Origin of the sequence: Clostridium sp. AF32-7AC (genome assembly GCF_003477925.1) — a bacterium.
In the GTDB taxonomy this organism is placed as follows: Bacteria; Bacillota; Clostridia; order Lachnospirales; family Lachnospiraceae; genus Otoolea; species Otoolea fessa.
Genome location: NZ_QUEG01000001.1, coordinates 144,158 through 159,096, shown reverse-complemented (window position 1 = coordinate 159,096; position 14,939 = coordinate 144,158). Strand labels below are relative to the sequence as shown.

At 40.5% G+C, this 14,939-nt stretch carries 19 protein-coding genes and 2 pseudogenes; 6 read left to right on the top strand and 15 right to left on the bottom strand.

What is annotated here, in order from left to right; genetic code table 11:
* Positions 1-3: 3 nt before the first annotated feature.
* Together DWZ45_RS00855 and DWZ45_RS00850 are read right to left on the bottom strand one after the other, a co-directional pair.
* Positions 4-381, bottom strand: coding sequence for a TnpV protein (locus DWZ45_RS00855; RefSeq protein ID WP_009274452.1), 378 nt, complete (start codon positions 379-381; stop codon positions 4-6).
* Positions 341-613, bottom strand: a complete 273-nt coding sequence (locus tag DWZ45_RS00850) for a helix-turn-helix domain-containing protein (protein ID WP_009274451.1) — start codon at positions 611-613, stop codon at positions 341-343. Before DWZ45_RS00850 ends, DWZ45_RS00855 begins: the two co-directional genes overlap by 41 nt.
* A 200-nt stretch (positions 614-813) precedes the next feature.
* Between DWZ45_RS00850 and DWZ45_RS00845 the strand changes: the two genes are divergently transcribed.
* Positions 814-1,236 carry a hypothetical protein gene (locus DWZ45_RS00845; RefSeq protein ID WP_182426600.1) on the top strand — a complete coding sequence of 141 codons (423 nt, stop codon included), beginning with the start codon at positions 814-816 and terminating at the stop codon, positions 1,234-1,236.
* Positions 1,229-1,771, top strand: coding sequence for a hypothetical protein (locus DWZ45_RS00840; protein ID WP_066545577.1), 543 nt, complete (start codon positions 1,229-1,231; stop codon positions 1,769-1,771). Before DWZ45_RS00845 ends, DWZ45_RS00840 begins: the two co-directional genes overlap by 8 nt.
* A 104-nt stretch (positions 1,772-1,875) precedes the next feature.
* On the opposite strand, the pseudogene DWZ45_RS00835 reads toward DWZ45_RS00840, so the two are convergent.
* Positions 1,876-2,073, bottom strand: a pseudogene (locus DWZ45_RS00835) (nitroreductase family protein); the annotation flags it as partial.
* Here DWZ45_RS00835 and DWZ45_RS00830 point away from each other — a divergent pair.
* The 3 genes from DWZ45_RS00830 to DWZ45_RS00820 all read left to right on the top strand — a co-directional run bounded on the left by DWZ45_RS00830 (position 2,072) and on the right by DWZ45_RS00820 (position 3,299).
* On the top strand, positions 2,072-2,359 hold the full coding sequence (locus tag DWZ45_RS00830; protein ID WP_117498689.1) for a competence protein TfoX: 288 nt from the start codon (positions 2,072-2,074) through the stop codon (positions 2,357-2,359). The pseudogene DWZ45_RS00835 and the gene DWZ45_RS00830 overlap by 2 nt on opposite strands.
* Positions 2,360-2,589: 230 nt before the next feature.
* Positions 2,590-2,832 (top strand): DUF3781 domain-containing protein, encoded by a 243-nt coding sequence (locus DWZ45_RS00825; protein WP_066545556.1) that lies wholly within the window; start codon positions 2,590-2,592, stop codon positions 2,830-2,832.
* Complete coding sequence (locus tag DWZ45_RS00820; RefSeq protein ID WP_117498580.1) at positions 2,829-3,299, top strand: GyrI-like domain-containing protein; 471 nt, start codon at positions 2,829-2,831, stop codon at positions 3,297-3,299. The genes DWZ45_RS00825 and DWZ45_RS00820 overlap by 4 nt, the downstream gene beginning before the upstream one ends.
* Before the next feature lie 872 nt (positions 3,300-4,171).
* Here DWZ45_RS00820 and DWZ45_RS00810 read toward each other — a convergent pair.
* Positions 4,172-4,564: pseudogene (locus DWZ45_RS00810) on the bottom strand (ATP-binding cassette domain-containing protein); the annotation flags it as partial.
* 200 nt (positions 4,565-4,764) lie between these two features.
* On the opposite strand from DWZ45_RS00810, the gene DWZ45_RS00805 reads away from it, so the two are divergent.
* Positions 4,765-5,103, top strand: a complete 339-nt coding sequence (locus tag DWZ45_RS00805; RefSeq protein WP_117498576.1) for a helix-turn-helix transcriptional regulator — start codon at positions 4,765-4,767, stop codon at positions 5,101-5,103.
* Positions 5,104-5,229: 126 nt separating this feature from the next.
* On the opposite strand, the gene DWZ45_RS00800 is transcribed toward DWZ45_RS00805, so the two are convergent.
* The 11 genes from DWZ45_RS00800 to DWZ45_RS00750 form a co-directional block, all read right to left on the bottom strand.
* Positions 5,230-5,493 (bottom strand): helix-turn-helix domain-containing protein, encoded by a 264-nt coding sequence (locus tag DWZ45_RS00800; protein ID WP_117498574.1) that lies wholly within the window; start codon positions 5,491-5,493, stop codon positions 5,230-5,232.
* Positions 5,494-5,505: 12 nt separating this feature from the next.
* Positions 5,506-7,287, bottom strand: coding sequence for a VirD4-like conjugal transfer protein, CD1115 family (locus DWZ45_RS00795; protein ID WP_117498687.1), 1,782 nt, complete (start codon positions 7,285-7,287; stop codon positions 5,506-5,508).
* Positions 7,288-7,341: 54 nt separating this feature from the next.
* Positions 7,342-8,280 (bottom strand): DUF3991 and toprim domain-containing protein, encoded by a 939-nt coding sequence (locus tag DWZ45_RS00790; RefSeq protein WP_117498572.1) that lies wholly within the window; start codon positions 8,278-8,280, stop codon positions 7,342-7,344.
* 14 nt (positions 8,281-8,294) lie between these two features.
* Positions 8,295-11,282 (bottom strand): MobP3 family relaxase, encoded by a 2,988-nt coding sequence (gene mobP3, locus DWZ45_RS00785; RefSeq protein ID WP_117498570.1) that lies wholly within the window; start codon positions 11,280-11,282, stop codon positions 8,295-8,297.
* A gap of 147 nt (positions 11,283-11,429) precedes the next feature.
* On the bottom strand, positions 11,430-11,849 hold the full coding sequence (locus DWZ45_RS00780) for a DUF1648 domain-containing protein (RefSeq protein WP_227589615.1): 420 nt from the start codon (positions 11,847-11,849) through the stop codon (positions 11,430-11,432).
* The gene (locus DWZ45_RS00775; RefSeq protein WP_117498569.1) at positions 11,840-12,259 is read right to left on the bottom strand and encodes a nuclear transport factor 2 family protein; all 420 of its coding nucleotides are present in this window, start codon (positions 12,257-12,259) and stop codon (positions 11,840-11,842) included. The genes DWZ45_RS00780 and DWZ45_RS00775 overlap by 10 nt, the downstream gene beginning before the upstream one ends.
* Positions 12,260-12,325: 66 nt before the next feature.
* Positions 12,326-12,658 (bottom strand): hypothetical protein, encoded by a 333-nt coding sequence (locus DWZ45_RS00770; RefSeq protein ID WP_117498567.1) that lies wholly within the window; start codon positions 12,656-12,658, stop codon positions 12,326-12,328.
* 23 nt (positions 12,659-12,681) lie between these two features.
* On the bottom strand, positions 12,682-13,062 hold the full coding sequence (locus tag DWZ45_RS00765; RefSeq protein WP_117498565.1) for an Imm50 family immunity protein: 381 nt from the start codon (positions 13,060-13,062) through the stop codon (positions 12,682-12,684).
* 263 nt (positions 13,063-13,325) lie between these two features.
* Positions 13,326-13,925 carry an alpha/beta hydrolase gene (locus tag DWZ45_RS00760; protein ID WP_117498563.1) on the bottom strand — a complete coding sequence of 200 codons (600 nt, stop codon included), beginning with the start codon at positions 13,923-13,925 and terminating at the stop codon, positions 13,326-13,328.
* A gap of 20 nt (positions 13,926-13,945) precedes the next feature.
* Entirely contained in the window at positions 13,946-14,266 is a 321-nt protein-coding gene (locus DWZ45_RS00755) for a TfoX/Sxy family protein (RefSeq protein ID WP_117498561.1), read from the bottom strand.
* 183 nt (positions 14,267-14,449) lie between these two features.
* On the bottom strand, positions 14,450-14,917 hold the full coding sequence (locus tag DWZ45_RS00750; RefSeq protein ID WP_117498559.1) for a GNAT family N-acetyltransferase: 468 nt from the start codon (positions 14,915-14,917) through the stop codon (positions 14,450-14,452).
* Positions 14,918-14,939: the final 22 nt, after the last annotated feature.

Sequence of the window (14,939 nt, the reverse complement as noted above, 5' to 3'; positions counted from 1 at the left end):
CCGTTATGAATAAATCATCTCTTGCAAAATAATTTCTTCTGCCCGGTTGTGAATGTTATTGCAACGCCGCACCCATTCCATTTGTTGGGTTCGTTTCAATTCCTCGGTCACGCCCTCGGCATCTTTCATCTGCTCCATGATGGTGTCTAACCGTTCCTGTGCCTGTTCGTTCAGGTCTGCAAGGTATGTCCATAACTCCCCTGTCAAGGTCAAGGTGTTCAATTTGGCTGGGTGGACTTCTCTTAAATACTCCCGGTGCATCCGTCCGTACTTTCCGATAGGGCGATGTTCCTCCGGCAGCTTCAAATCTGGGATATAGTAATCTCCGACAAGGATATAATCAATTCCGTTTTCCGTTATTCTTGGTTTCAATTCGCTCATGCTCCTTACCTCCTGTGGAAGCAGGCTCGTCTGATACTAACTCAATCACATCGGTAATCTCACAATTCAGCGTTTCGCAGATACGGGCTAATGTATCCATGCTGATGTGCTTTCCCTCTTTGCTCATGTTGGCAATCATATTCGTTGTCATACCAGCAGCAAGCCTTAAATCTTCTTTTCTCATATCACGCTCTAACAGTGTATGCCAGAGTGGTTTATAGCTGATGTGCATATTGCTTTCCCGCCTTCCTATCCATACCACCGGGGCGGCTGCCCCGGCAGGAACTTTTCTCTTATTATAGCACCAATCTTGTGAAATCACAATTTATTCTTGTGGACTGCCGCTGATACCGTCTGGATTGTGCTTTTCCTTTCTTTTTGTTCCCTTTAATTAGCCATGAACTGGTTCATCAGTGGTGGGGACTTGGAGCTATGTTCGATGTCTCCCAGCCAGACAGTGCCTGGTCTGCGGAAGGACTAACCGTTTATACCACATACCGGATCATCAAAGATCTTTACGGAGACGCTTATGCCAAAGAACATTACATTGACCAGTGGCAAACAGCAGTTGATGACTATTACAATAACTTTTACATCCGCAATCCCCAATACCTGGAGGCACTGCCAGAAGAAAAACGTTTGGACATTTCCAACCAGCTCTCTACCATGCGGTACTACAATGAAATGCCTCTAAAAATTTTAAAAGCAGAAGAACTTGTTGGCGGCGAGGAAGCGATGGATCAGATTCTGTACCAGCTTTTTAACCGGGAAGTGGATCCCATGTACCCCTACTTGACTGAACAGGAATTTTTAGATGCCTGCGGGCTGACAGAGGAGGATTTAAATCTTGACTAGAATCTTTTTTTACGAATTAAAAAGGCTTCTTTGGAATCAATTTTTTGTTGGTATCCTGGCCGTTATTCTATTTACCGGATGGCAGATCTTAAATCAGGTAACGCTTTTAGGAATCGAACAGACGGCTCCCTTTTCTGTGCAAAGTTTTTGTGACTATCTTCTTCGGCTCCTACCCCTTTTATGGATTGGTACCCTGTTCTTTCTGTCATTCTTCTTTTCAAAATCGGAACAGAGAACATCTGTAATCACCCATGCTACACCCGTAAATCCACTGATTTACGCGTTCATTCGATGCAGTGCAGCCTTTGTAGGATCACTCCTTCTGATAGCTGCCGTATTCCTTCTGGCTGCTGTATTTTACGGAAGATTTTTTCACTGGTATCACTGGGAAACTCTGCTGATTCCCGGCTGCCTGCTTCTAATCCCGATATTACTGATTGATATCCTCATTAGCTGGTTCATAGGACGGAAATTCCCCTGGCTTTTAGTCATCTGGATGCTGGTTCCCGTTTTCATCATAATTATAATTTTATAAGTAACCTATATACCGAATCAATCGCTTGAATTTCCAAACTCAAGCGATTGATTCGGCAGCTGCATTATTTCCACATATACCTATTTCATGCTCTATAAGTAATCATTATAAATATTTCCAGCCTTTGCAATACTATTTAGCCGTTCCTTATCCTGTACCACCAATAATTTGACTGGCTGTAAATTCGCCGCAGTTGGTGCAACATGGGCGGAAGCCAATATTTTATCCAGCTTTTCTTTTTCTACAGGCTTATCTTCATATGCTCTAACAGAATATCTTTTTTTGCAATATAGGAATTACATTTTTTGTATTCTTTATTTACAAGAAATAACATATCGTGCAATGATAGGAGAATTTACTATCTATTATCGCGGAAAAATCGTTGGCGGTATATATGATGATAGGCTACTTGTAAAACCAACAAAGTCTGCAATCTCTTATATACCAACAGTTATCTATGAAATTCCATGCGAAAATACTAAAGAAATGTTATTAATCGAAGAAGTGGATAATAAAGATTTTTTGACAGGTTTATTTGATGTGATGTATGATGAACTACCAACGCCAAAACCTAAAAAGAAAAAATGAACAGCCTCTAGTTTTACAATTTCATATCCATACACACAAAGCAGTTGGTCTTTTTGATTGTCTGCTTTTTCTTACCTAAATTTCCAATTGGAATGACAAACTAATGTACTGTTAGAGCTGTTCAACAAGATTATCGGTGCATAAAATTTTATTGTGATACTGATATGAGGATGGTATAATTGGGATATAAAACATACAAATAAATTTGTTGAAAAATGAGGTATCAAAATATGGAAAATGAATTACTGGAAAACTTAGACAGACTCCACACGACTGAACTTGGCGTTATTAGAATTAAAAAGAATTTGTCTTTGAATATAGAAAATGTAATTGAATGGTGCAAAGAAAGAATTAGTCTTTCTAATGCGGAAATCATAAGAAAAGGAAAAAACTGGTATATAACGATTGATAATTGTATTATAACGGTAAATGCGTACAGTTATACCGTTATCACTGCTCACAAGGTAAAATGATAAATTTTTCTATAAAGGAATTAAACGCATTTGCAGTTATTGGGCAGGAAGTAGAACTTACTGATTATCAGAAAAAGAATATTCAGATTAGTACACAGTTTTGGAGAAAGTTTAACAGTAGTTTGAAAAAAGCGTATCTTTCACACTCGGGAAATTGGGTAAAATATGCTTTTATGGAAAGAAGAAATGGAAAACTTTATTATTTCTGTTCTATTCCCAAAAGAGCCATTACCCCAGAGGGCTTTCTGTATAAAAAAATACCGTCTTATAAATATTTGGTTGTGGAGCATATTGGTGCTATGGATAAAATATATGAAACTTATGGCAAGATTTATCAAGAAATTATTCCTAGTACATCGTATATTCCTATAAAAGATATTATCCTACACTTTGAAAAATATGATTATCGTTTTCATTGGAATAGTGATAATTCAATTATTGAAATTTGGATACCTATTCAAGATTAGAAACAATTTTATATCCTTACACACAGAGCAGTTAGTCTTTATGATTGACTGCTTTTTAACAAAAGACACCACGCAGGTGCCAATCGTGTCTTTTTAGTGCTGTTTCATTATCATATCAAGGCTCATTCAATAGTGGTAAATTCGTGGTAAAATGAGTGTTTTACTATACTTCAAAATGCTTGAAAGTATAGTATTTATGCAGATAATCGAAAATTAGATATAAAATTTAATATTACATAACATATTTGAAGATTTCATAACGATTTGAAAAAAGAATAAGCAATACCATAGTATTACCCAGACCGTCCACAAAGTCCCGACACTCGCCGGGATTTTCTACATTTATAACCGTTTTCCTGATATAACGAAACTATTATCCTGCAATGTTCATATCGAACGCTGATTATCAAACTTCAGCGATAGCCGAATATGCTACCGCCTTTTTTAGCATTCAAATAATGAATCAAAGAAACAAATGAAAGCCGAATAAATTTTTTCAAATAATATGTCACCATAACGGCTTATATGGTGTGTTTTATATAGAGAGGTAAAAATAAATGAAAACAGAGGAATTGTTTATCGAGTACATGGACAATCTTTATCGAATAGCAGTGTTTATGCTGTCTAATGTCCAAGATGCTGAGGACGCGGTTCAGGAAACGTATGTAAGATATTTACTAAAAAAACCTAAGTTAAATAATCAAGAACATGAAAAAGCATGGCTAATGCGTGTTTGTATCAATATCTGCAAAAATCAAATCAGATATAGAAATAGACATCCTAAGTACAACATTGAAGAAGTAGATGTGATAGGAATCGAATTAGAGGAAAAAGAAATTTTAAGAGAAATTTCACTATTACCAGTAAAACTGAAGAGAAAATTGTCCGGCTCGCTTCTTGCCTGTTCCAGTCAGTCGGACAACTTGCAGCACTTCGTCAATTCTCTTATCTGGCAATCCCAAAATGATTGTCCTAACTTTCAGATTTTCATAGGCAGTTAAGTTCTCATAAAGAGGCGGCATTTCAATTAATGCTCCGATATGATTTAAATCGCTGCGCTTCCATGTATGACCGTCAAATTCAATACTTCCAGAAGTCGGCCTCAAAATACCTGTGATCATTTTTAGTGTTGTGGATTTTCCTGCTCCATTCGGCCCCAATAATCCATAAACGGAATTTTTTTCAATATTCAGTGATAAGTTGTTTACGACACTTTGCCCGCTGAAAGATTTACAAAGGTCTGTTGTTTTTAAAATCTTACTCATATTCTGTCGTATCCTCTCTTTATAATTAATTATAAGAAAAAGGATAAACTTCTATTTTGAAGATTTCATAAAGAAAAAGCAATTCATAAAATGTTAACACACCATCTTTTTTGAACTATTAGTTCATGTATAACAAGAATTATTAGAGCGTTCATTTCTTTCAACAAGAACTGTAAAATGACAGTGGAGGTGAACTATCAGTGGAGGTTTTCAATACATCTTATATGGGAGCTATTTTTAAAACTGCCAGAAAGCGGGCAGGCTTGACACAGGAACAGGTAGCTGAACAGGTCGATATCACCCCCCGCTTTCTTATGGGGCTTGAAAAAGGCGAAAAACGTCCCAGCCTGGAAGTCCTGCTTCGCTTAGCACACCTGCTCAACATCCCTGGTGACGCCCTGATCCATCCTCAGCTGTCTTTTGTCGATAAAGAAGACCAAGAACTCCTCCGGCTGTTCATGGAGCTAACTGCCAGAGATAAAAAAGTAATCCTGGCTGCAGTCCACGAAATGCTGGGGCATTCCCATACAGAAAAATAGTCTTTCTAAAGTATTTCTTTTTCTGCCTATGATAATTTTCAAGTGTTCTCTTAGCAGGATACGCCACAATGCTATATCCCTTATGCCACCAGAAGGGCAGATGTCCCCCCTGGTGGCACTTTTCTTTTAACTGTACTCAGTCAAGGTATATAAAAGGCTGCTTCTGCCACCATTTTCTCTCCACCGCTGCTCTTTTTGAAGTAGACCAGCCTTTTCCAAGTCCTGGATTGCCCGTTCTACCGTCCTTCGTGACAGATTCATCTCCCTTGCAATGGTACCAATTGCCGGATAACACTGTCCCTCTGCATTGCATCGGTCTTTCAGGTACATATAGACAGCTTTGGCCCGATGGGGCAGTTCAGATGCATAAATCTTCGAAAAATATCCCACACCTATCCTCCTCTAGTCTGTCCTAAGCGGCGGTCTTGGAGGGGAATCATGCCTCCATTTACATTTTCGATGCTCCTCTTCATATGCTTTCTCAAACTGGCTCTCTCCTGTTCCCTCTTCTTCCAATCTCCCCTCCTCCCACTCTTCCTCATCTTCACAGGCAGTCTGCCTCCGTACAATCTCCTGTTCCAGTTCAAACCGGTCCGCATAAGCCACCGTTCTGGCTGCCTGTTCTGCCACCTCATAGGCTTCCCCGAACTGGATTCCCCATTTTAGGAACAGAGGAAGCTGGGTTCTCATGGGACAGGTTCCTGTCTTGGCCAGCACAAAATGACCTTTGGGAAGCGTCTTTAATTCCTCCGGAGCCATTAACGGCCGGCTCATCATCTGCAGGCTCTGGCTGGGATCATTTTTTCCTCTGGAAATAGAACCAGACAAAACGGTTCTGTTTCCCAGTGCTTTTGATAAAATCTCCGCACTTTCTGAGTTGGGTGCAAAGCCTCCAAACAGAATGTCCTGGCAGTTATCGATGATAATACTGGAACCTTCTTTTCCATAATTCTTCTCCAGCTGTGCGAAACTTTGAATAATGGGAACCATGCTGATCCGTCTGGAACGTCCTGCGGAGAATATCATTTCCATGGACTCAATTTTGGGGATGGTTCCAATTTCATCTGCAAACATCATCACCCGGTTTGGAAGTTTTCCCCCGCATTCATCAGCGATCATGAGCATTTCCCGATAGAGCTGCTGTAAAAACAGGGACACCATAAAATATTTCGTATTATCTTCCTCTGGCAGCACAATAAAGATTGCTGACTTTTCCCTGCAGAATGTTTCCGTATCCAAGGTGCTGTCAAAGCACAGGATCTGCTCCATTTCGGAATCCAAAAACGCATTGAGCCGCGACATGGCTGTGGACAATACGGAAGCCATTGCCTGATCTGCAGAATTTAAAGCTGCCCCTGCAAACCACTTTGCTTTATGGTTAGGAGGCAGTTTATCCATCAGTAACTGAAACAGGCTCCGGTTCTTTACCGGGGATGGTGCCAGAAGATCCTGGATCAGCTTGAACACCGAAATAATGTGGCGTTTCTCTGGCGGGCAATACTCTGCAATCAGCAAAATGACCGATGCCAGAAGTCCTTCTGCCGCATCATAGAAAAAGGCATTCTGCCCATAGCTGCTGGCCGATGCCCCATCGGAACTGATGATGGTTTTTGCCGTAATTTTTGCATACTTCTCTGCCCTGGCCTTAGCTGCCAGATTCTTTGGATTCATTAAATACTCATCCATATATTTATTAACCAGTGTCAGAATATTGTTTCCATCTGAACGGGTAGGATTCCGCAGATCCAGGATTGAAATCCGGTATCCATAGCAGTCCTTTGCAATTCCTGCATAATTCCGGAACAGATCTCCCTTGGTATCTGTAGTCAGGAAACTCATTCCGGATGCACAGGTGTATTCGATATTCGGATACAAAAAGTTAGCTGTCTTACCTACGCCGGCGGCTCCGATCATAAGGCAATGAATATCCCCGCTGTCCACCAATGCTGTGATGGAATTTCCTTTCTTTTTGTATCCAACTACCAACCCCTGTTCTTTTGGAAGATGCTTTCCAGTTCTCCATTGCTCTGGTTCATAGGACACATGGGCATATATTTCCCTGATTTCCTTTTCTGTCGCAAACCGGGCGGTCCCGTATTGCCCATCCCCAACAGTTTTTGACTTGATCCCATTGAGTGTATAGTGACTGGACAGCATAACCAGGCCTCCAATCACTGCAAACATTCCCAGTCCAATACACACAAACATAATTATTCCCTGTATTGGTATTCCCTCCCCTCACATCATCTGCGTGACTGTCTGACATTCTGCTACGAACTCCGGCGGCGGCTTCTGTAATGCCTGGAGATCTTCATTCCAGTCCTTCTGACAAGAAAAAAGCGGGAACACATTTCTGTATCCCCGCTCAGACAGCCGTTTTTTAATCCGCTCTCCTGCCTCGATTCCTGCTTTATCATGATCCAGACACAGAGTGATTTTGGAAAGATGTGGTACATCCTCAAGAAGCTGTACCAGTGCGTGTTCCGCCACCCCGCAGAGTGCCACATAGCTATGCCCCATCCAATCCTTTTGATACATGGAAATAAAGGACAGCATATCAATCGGAGCTTCAAAAACATACACCGTATCGCTTTTCCCAATCCAGTGAAAACTGTATCTTGGATCGCAGCTTTCCACATTTCCCTTAAACGGTTTCCCCCGCTGACAGGTTCCTCGCTTATGGGCATGGCGTGGAATTCCATCCACATCAAACCCCACAAAAACTGCATTGTGGTATTTAGCGTCTTCATAAATCATATGTCTTCTTGCAAATACAGACACGACTTTAGGATCCAGACAGCGTGTCTTTACCAGGTATGCAAAAGCCCGGTGCATCGTCCGATTGGCCTCTGGGAGTATAAATGGTTTTTTCGGTTCCTGTTCCTGCTCCATGCTTTCCCTATATGCTTCCCCCTGCTCCCCTCCCAACAGCATAGTAACTGCATCCGGAAAACTCTGATTGTAAAACATCCTCACAAAATCAATGGAACAGCCTCCCTTTTCTGTTGCATGATCATACCATTGGTTTCCTCTTACTGTAATACTGTGATCACTGGCCAACCGTTTTTCTCTTCCAGAACGAAGCAATTTCTCTCCCTGTCTGGAAAGAAAATCTTCCAGATCTACCGCATTGGCCCTTTGCTTCTGTTCTTCTGTAAAATAAATAAATCCTCCCATACCTTCCTCCTTTGTCAATAATTGCCTTGTACCTGCTCCCGATCATCCCGTTTGTATCCCTGAGCCTGCTTTTTCTCTGCCAGCCTCCGCCGACGTTTTCGGTCAATCGGATTCCGACTTACCCCTAATGACCTCTGCACATCTTGCTGGAATACCCGTTCCAGCTGATGCAACAGCCTGGTCGCTGCCAGAAACAAGGAGGGATTCTGAAATGAATCCAAATGATCCAGTAAAAACTGGGCATAGATATTTCCCTGTTCTGCCGATGTAGTGAGATACTCCATTGCCTTTTGCCTGTCACATGGGATGTCCTTGCCGCAAAGATACAACTTTCCCAACTGATAAAACGCCCACTCATATCCTTGATCCGCTGCCTGCTGTAGCCATTTCACTGCCTCTTCCGCTTGAATCGGAACCTCATCCCCTTTGAGATATACCATTCCCAAACTATACTGGGCATATTGATTTCCTTTTTCTGCACACAGTTTCAGGTAGCGGACTGCAGTCTCCACATCCTTGCTCACCTGTTCACCAGAAAAATATAATTTCCCCAGTTGATACAAAGCCCATTCATTTTCCTGGTCGGCTGCCTTCTGAAGCCATTTCACTGCCTCTTCCACTTGAACTGGGATCTCCTCCCCTTTCAGATACAACATTCCTAAACGGTACTGAGCGATGGAATTTCCTTTTTCAGAAGACATCTTCAACCATTTCATAGCAGTTTCCACATCCTTGGATCCTCCTTCTCCAAAAAGCAACAGCTGTCCCATCTGATATGCCGCATATGCATTTCCAAGCTCTGCTGAGGAACGGAACCATTTCATGGCCTGATCTATATCTTTTTCAAAATACACACCATCCCGATATAATTTCCCTAATGCATACTGAGCGGAGGAATGATCTGCATTTGCCGCTTTGGTGAGCCATTCCACTGCCAGACTGCTGTCTCCACTTTCTGTTTCCAACCAGAGTTTTCCGAGTGCATACTGGGCATTGGTATTTCCAAGCTTGGCAGACTTCTCCCAATATTCAGCTGCTCTCTTATCATCCGCTTCGGTTCCCGTTCCTGTGTGGAGCATCTGACCAATCCGGTACTGCAGTTTATCATCATGGCTCTTTTCTTCCAACATCACGAAACCGGAATACGCATCCTGAAATCCCCTCTCTGCTAGTTTGGGAGCCGGCTCTGTACCAAGACCATCCCGATACATCTTTGCCAGTTCCAGACTGGCATAAGGATTTCCCTGTTCTGCCGAACTCCTGTATAAAGAGAATGCCCGCATATCATTTTGTTCCACTCCCTGTCCCCGGTGGTAAAGTCCTGCTAAGGAATATTGGGCATACTTATGATTTGCTTCAGATGCCTGAAAAAACCAATACGCTGCCTGCTCATTATTTTGTTCTGTTCCAAATCCTGAAGCATACATTTTTCCAATGCGGTATTGGAGATACGGTTTCTGCTTCTCCTTTACAGATGTTTCTTTTGTATGAAAAGCTCTCAAAGCTTTCCCATACCATTCCTGTGCCAGAGCCATATCTGTGTCCCGTCCTAAACCATCTGCAAACATTCGCCCAAGATCCTGCATGGCAAACCCATTCCCCTGTTCTGCTTCCTGAAGAAATTTCTGATATGCCTTTTCAAAATCCTGCAACACAGAATCACTGCCATACAAATAGTTTCTTGCCTGCTTGTATCCATCCATCCACCAGTTAGAACCGGACGTTCCTTTTCTACCGTTGAAAAAAGACATCCTCTGAATTTCTTCCTCTACATGTTCCGAATCGGTATCCTCTTCTTCTGTCATTTCTTCTACCTGTTCTGGTTCCTGCTCTGTCCAATCATTCGATGCTTCCAATCCCGTCTCTTCTTCCTCAAATAAAATATGGTAACTGCCCAGCTTTAACGCTTCCGCAATCACCATGTTTCTGATACTCTTTAATTTGGGTTGTTTGGACAGAGGCGGCAGTTCCTCTGTCTGTTGTTTGTAGCTCAATGTGATCTCCTTCTGCCACAAGTCCCATTCCTGATATAGAGCAGACACCCGGCTGTCTTTTCCCAGCTCATCTACAATGTGATCAACCAGATCCTTTACATCCCGTTTCAAATATCCATAAACTTTTTTACCTCCTGTATGCTGTAGCCGTTTGGAAAGTTCCAGAATACTCGTTTCAATTTCCGAACTCTGGAATGTCCCTGACCGGATTTCATTTAGCCAATCCCTTATTACCTCTGCGGACTGCATCTTCAAGTCTGCACGGGACTGCGTCTGCTTCTCATAGATATTGGCAAAATCCTGGCGGAAAATATCATGTGCCAGTTCCGAACGCATAGCCTCAATGGACTGCTTCGACAAATATCCCTCCCTATCTTTTGCCGAGTACACCATCAGATGCACATGGGGATGATGGCTCTCATTATGAAATGCGGCATACCATCTTAAATTGGCACTGTTAATTTTCATATGCTTACACAGCATCGCCCGCTTAGAACGCAGCAATGCCATCCACTGGGCGGCACTGTCATACCCTAACCGGGCTGCATCCTCCCGTCGCAGGGAGATCACATGGGTCCACACCACACCTTTATGCTCTGCTACTTCTTTTTGTACCTGACGAAGGATCACCGGTTCTCCTTCATCTGTAAACAGACCATGTTCTCCGATCCGTTCTACTCGGGGACGGCCTGCAATATAATCCACATAGTTCTCACGCTTTGCAATTAGATCCAGATTCCGCTCCAACGCACAAGAGATAAACTCCGAAGCGGTTCCAATGGTTGGCTTTCTCCGGTAATCTTCATACTCCAACATCTCCTTTGCCTCCGGAATATCCCGGAGTAATTGTTTGATCAGCTGTTTCTGATGGATCGTTGCTGGAAGATAATGTTTACTACTATCCATCTTCTCCACACCTTCCCGCGTTCCAATATAACGGACATAGTTTTCCATCTGTGCAGGTGGTGCATCACGCAGGTAGCGGGAAGTAAAAATAAGTTTTGCCATAAGCCGCTCCTCTAAATATTGACTGTTCTCTTTCAAAAATGCAAAAGGAACCTATGGTTTCACGCCATGGTCCCTTCTATTTTTCGTTTATAAGTATTGGTATAAAGTATTACGGTTGCACAAATTGAGAGTTTTCTTTAAAAACTCTTAAGCAAATGAAGCATATATAACATAACTTTCTGCAATCAGAACAATTCCAAGAACACTATCTATCATCAAATTATACTGTATATCTGTCAAAAATGTTTTTGAATGTGTCAAAAAATATTTAATGCTTTCTTTTCCTGTCAAAAATGTAATTATAAGTAATAAAATAGGAAACAAAAAAATCTCTACCTTATTTCCAAAATCATCTGCTATTCCATTTGTAAAGTGAACAGGAATAATCTGAGGTAAAAAAAGCACGCTTACTATTGCTAATAAAATACCAATACCGCAAATTCCCCATGTTAATTTTCTGCTTCCTATAAGTTGCATAAAAATTCCTTCTTTCTGATAATTTGCATTTTTCTGTCTCCTCGTTTTTTCAATAAATGAGAAGTTATTCATTCCTAATGTTAGAACCAACTTGCTCTTTCGTCCCTAAATTCGGGCTGGTCACTATGTTCATACGGATTATAATTATGCAAATTGCAACCAAACTCTTTCAATGATTTTATTTTATTATCCCTTGTCCATTCAACCAGAGAAATTCCATCAAATTCCTCTACACTCCCATTGTTCATTTCATTTTTAAAATACCACTCCACAATCGTCTGATTTTCCTTGTGGAAGAATTGTTTAATTTCCCAAGTAACGACTTTGCCACGGGTATTCCATTCCTGAAACCAGTGTTTTACGATTTGACGATTATTATATTGGGGGCTCCAACTTTCGGTATAAATTACATCTTCTGCAAAAATACTATCAATACCTAAGTCCTGTTTTGTAAGCCACATTTCAAACCACAAGTGAATAATTTTTTCTCTTTCATTCACAATACAGCACCTCACTAACTTCCTTCCGATTTTCTACTTTGCTCAATCCCCAACAAACTGGAATTGTTATTCAGGAAAAACAAGCACACAGTTTTCTAAATCGTCAGTATCTTTTTCGGAAATATATATCTGAGCCGACAAAGATAAATCATTTCCTATAAATTTTTCCCTTTGAAACAAATCCCTCACTATATGCCAGTTTCTATGTGCATTTTCAGTTTCCAACCAAATACCCATCAATGGTCCAGGTTCTCCGTCCTCTGTGTCTATATAATCATATCCATTGCTTTGTATCAAAGAATTTGATACCTCTTCGATACGGTCTGGTATGCGATATCTCAAATCCAAATCAGCATTTTCAATCATTCCTGGATTTAACAACACAATAATCGTCTGCATATTTCTTCCCTCCAAATTCCCGTTTATATTTCTGTATCTATGTATGTGCTAATTTTCTGGATAACAGCCGCTTCGGCTACAAAAGAGCATAATATCGATCCATCTACAACGATTTTTATTTTGCTTTCATGTGAAAAAATGTCAATATTTCCGTACATATATCTATCCTTCATCTCCAGTTTGAACTCTGAAATAACGAAAAAAGAAATTTCAATAGAAACAGTATTGTTACCATTCCATTTTTCAGGAGGATTGTCTGGATAAACTGGCATATCAAAAACCACAGATACTTCGGTACCATCTCTTTTCAATGAAATAGCATCTATTCTGACATTCAGTAATTCAGGGACTTTTGTGTAAATTTGTTTGATGAAAGTGTTTCTGTCTATTCCATCATACCACATACCTTACCTCCACAAACATCGATTTGTCTTCTTTGTATATTATATTCCACCAACCTATACAACGTAAAGTATAAAAACCATTTTCTATCTGTACAGGTGTCTCTTTCAGATAGCGGGAAGTAAAAAATAAGAGTTTTAACACAAACTGCTCCTTCAAACTATCGTTTGCTCTGTTTCAAAAAACAAAAAGAACCTATGGTTTCACGCCATGGTTCCTCATGTTTTTAGAATATCATTGTAATAACTTCCCTATCTGGAAGTTGTCAAATGTACTGTTTGATCCAGTCCGAAATAAAGTCCATTTGCTCCTTTGTATGGAACCAATGCTCTCCATTTTTCATGACTGTGAGGGTTGCTTTAATTTGAGCTACAAATTCAGCTACCGTTTCATAAGATGTCAGGTTATCCTTTTCTCCATACAGAATATGCGTCGGAGTTGCCCATACAATGGGATGTTCTTTTACATAGCAAAGGTACTCCCAGGAAAGTGTTTCTCCAAAGGATGTGGGGATTTCTTTCTGCTTGTGCAGTTCATCTTCTGTCACATTCGCCCACTGCATCATATTCCGAATCAACTTTTCCATATCTACAACTGGAGAAATAAAGTATGCACGCTCTATTTTCTTATTTACCAAGGCACTCATAGTAAAAAATGCACCAATGCTGTTCGCAATCACTGTTACCGATTCACATGTGCCGCATAAATCATCAAATAATCTTGGAAATTCTTCTTCTGCTTCCCATGGTGTTTGGGAAGCATAGTCAAAACCAATTACTTCATATTCTCCAAAGAGCGGTTTATAATATTCTGCCTCTTCCGGACTACCGTCCTTTCCATGTATATACAAAATCACCTTATCCATTGTTTTATCCTCCGCAACACCTATTTTTTCTTTTTAGATTTTGGCATTGGCAGTTCATCATACATAGCGTGAAATAAGCCTGTCAAAAATGCTTTATTGTCAACTTCCTCTACCAGAAGCATTTCTTTTGCTCCCTCATAAGGCACTTCATATGCCGGATCTGACATATAAGCAATCGCTGACTTTGTGGGTTTTACAAGCAATCTATCATCATAAATGCCGCCCACAATCTTACCACAATAATAAATAATAAACTCTCCCATCATTGCCCGATATGTAATTTCATCTAGCCCAGACAACTGCCCCAAAATAAATTGCAAATAACCTTCACTTGATGCCATAATTTACCCCCAACTAGACTTTGTATAAAAAACATCAGAGACTTAACGCCTGATGTTTTTCTTTCTTCTTTTGCTGTTTCAATTCAAATATCCGTTTTTCTTCTCGGCTTTTGATTTCTATTGCTGTTTGCTTTGTTCTTGCTGAAGTTTATCTGTCATGAAAGTATCTTTTACACTCCACGTTCAATTTTCCAAAGACAAGGATTGCCGTTTTAACACAAATTCTTGAACAGGGCTTCCAAATTCTTCTGTCAGTTTACCTTCAGAAAAACCTATTCGTTTATAGAATGCTCTGGCTGCAATTCCCTCAGGCACTCCTTCTCTGTAAGTCGTAACAGATATATCACTCTGAGGATTCATCTTTGTAAGCATATAAGACACCATTTTTTCTGCAATATGTTTTCTTCGATGTTCTGGGTCAACAGCCAGGAAACATAGCACATTGTTTTCTTTTGAAAATAATAGTACGCCAACAATTTCTTCTTGTTCTTTTGCACATATTGCAGAATCCTTACTTATAAAATCTAAAACCGTATTCCTATGTTCCTTCAAAGCTTCTTCTGTTTCAAGACCAGGAAATGCATTTTTCACTTTTTCTACAAGGCTCATCCAACTATCAACATCTTGCTCAGTTCCAGCTTCAATTCTCATCTGTCGTACCTCCTCCAAATTC

Coding starts and splice junctions, on each gene's coding strand:
- DWZ45_RS00750 (WP_117498559.1), bottom strand. CDS start 14,917: ATGAGAATTGAAGCTGGAACTGAGCAAGATGTTGATAGTTGGATGAGC.
- DWZ45_RS00760 (WP_117498563.1), bottom strand. CDS start 13,925: ATGGATAAGGTGATTTTGTATATACATGGAAAGGACGGTAGTCCGGAA.
- DWZ45_RS00765 (WP_117498565.1), bottom strand. CDS start 13,062: ATGTGGTATGATGGAATAGACAGAAACACTTTCATCAAACAAATTTAC.
- DWZ45_RS00770 (WP_117498567.1), bottom strand. CDS start 12,658: ATGCAGACGATTATTGTGTTGTTAAATCCAGGAATGATTGAAAATGCT.
- DWZ45_RS00850 (WP_009274451.1), bottom strand. CDS start 613: ATGCACATCAGCTATAAACCACTCTGGCATACACTGTTAGAGCGTGAT.
- DWZ45_RS00825 (WP_066545556.1), top strand. CDS start 2,590: ATGGAAAATGAATTACTGGAAAACTTAGACAGACTCCACACGACTGAA.
- DWZ45_RS00855 (WP_009274452.1), bottom strand. CDS start 381: ATGAGCGAATTGAAACCAAGAATAACGGAAAACGGAATTGATTATATC.
- DWZ45_RS00755 (WP_117498561.1), bottom strand. CDS start 14,266: ATGGCATCAAGTGAAGGTTATTTGCAATTTATTTTGGGGCAGTTGTCT.
- DWZ45_RS00795 (WP_117498687.1), bottom strand. CDS start 7,287: ATGTTTGCAGTGATTGGAGGCCTGGTTATGCTGTCCAGTCACTATACA.
- DWZ45_RS00790 (WP_117498572.1), bottom strand. CDS start 8,280: ATGGGAGGATTTATTTATTTTACAGAAGAACAGAAGCAAAGGGCCAAT.
- DWZ45_RS00820 (WP_117498580.1), top strand. CDS start 2,829: ATGATAAATTTTTCTATAAAGGAATTAAACGCATTTGCAGTTATTGGG.
- DWZ45_RS00845 (WP_182426600.1), top strand. CDS start 814: ATGTTCGATGTCTCCCAGCCAGACAGTGCCTGGTCTGCGGAAGGACTA.
- mobP3 (WP_117498570.1), bottom strand. CDS start 11,282: ATGGCAAAACTTATTTTTACTTCCCGCTACCTGCGTGATGCACCACCT.